Annotated in this window: 3 protein-coding genes; all 3 read right to left on the bottom strand. The window is 61.9% G+C overall.

The window, feature by feature from the left end; genetic code table 11:
- Positions 1-420: peptidoglycan recognition protein family protein (locus tag Tam10B_RS12520; RefSeq protein WP_143248657.1), on the bottom strand; the 420-nt coding region annotated here is incomplete at its 3' end.
- 11 nt (positions 421-431) lie between these two features.
- Positions 432-752, bottom strand: a complete 321-nt coding sequence (locus Tam10B_RS12515) for a DUF4436 domain-containing protein (RefSeq protein ID WP_233133634.1) — start codon at positions 750-752, stop codon at positions 432-434.
- Between the two features lie 9 nt (positions 753-761).
- On the bottom strand, positions 762-1,090 hold a 329-nt coding region (locus Tam10B_RS13320), incomplete at its 5' end, for a hypothetical protein (protein WP_158214220.1).

Raw genomic sequence — 1,090 nt, 5'->3', positions numbered from 1 at the left:
CGTGTAGTGGAAGTGGGGGAACACGTTGACACCCCACTGCGGCCGGCCGAGACCGTACACCTTGCAGATCGCGGCCACCAAGTGAGCACCATTATCCAGCGTCGCATCCGAGATGCGCCACGGGCTGGTGCTGATATCCGCGTGCTCGATACCGATACTCGTGCGGTTGGCCTCGCCGTTGGCCGCGTGCCACGCGGTGTCACGATCATGGACGAGCTGGCCGATACGACCATTCGCATCGACCTGATAGTGGGCGCTGGCCTGACGGGTCTGCCACGTGTCATAGCAGCCCCTGATACTCAGGTTGCCGCCATTGTGGTGCAGCACCACCTTGTCGATCCTGCGGCCGTTGCGGCCGGGCGTGTAATGCTTCGTGAGAATCAGATTCTCGTCGGCGATGAGATTGTCCCAATCCTTCATATTGGCTCCTTTCAGAGTGGTTTGTGTGTGATCGGTGCGCGTTGGATGTCGTCGTTGACGGCGGTGCCGTGCCCGTTACCGCCGAGCTGGTGGTAACAGTTGTAGAGTCGTTGGGCGCGGAATTTCAGGTCGTCGTCGGCGACGCCTCCCTGCCGGACCATCGTCGCCCGGAATTCCTCGAGCTTGCACAGCAGGAGTTCGCGCACGCCGTCGCTCATGGCGTCCTCCAGATGGCGTCGGCCTCGCCACCAGGCGAGCACGTAGCCGCCGAGCGCGCCGGCGATCGTGGTCACCGCCCACATGATCAGGCTCTGGTCGAAATCACTGAGCAAAACAGCCTCCTAGATGTTGACGTTGCGGACGCCGAACGTCATCGAGCAGTGGTGCCACATGTTGCCGGCGACCTCCCATTCGCCGGTGGTCTGCCATTGCAGATTCGTGGTCCCGTTCTGCCCGGTGACGACGAACATGCTGTGCCCCTGCTTGTCCCACGCCGAGTTCTCGGCCGCCATCTGATGCAGTTCGAAACCCTCGGGGATGAAGTTGATCTGGTCGCCGCTCGTCCGGTAGCGTTGGATGTAGAGTCGGCCGAGGTTCGTCATCTCCCACGATTTGGACGTGAACGTGCCCTTGTTGGTCCAGTTGACCGCCAGGGTGACGATACCCGACG

Source organism: Bifidobacterium vansinderenii (genome assembly GCF_002234915.1).
GTDB classification, from domain to species: Bacteria; Actinomycetota; Actinomycetes; order Actinomycetales; family Bifidobacteriaceae; genus Galliscardovia; species Galliscardovia vansinderenii.
Note: the sequence above shows the minus strand (reverse complement) of the source record. Positions and strands in the feature narration are given on the sequence as shown.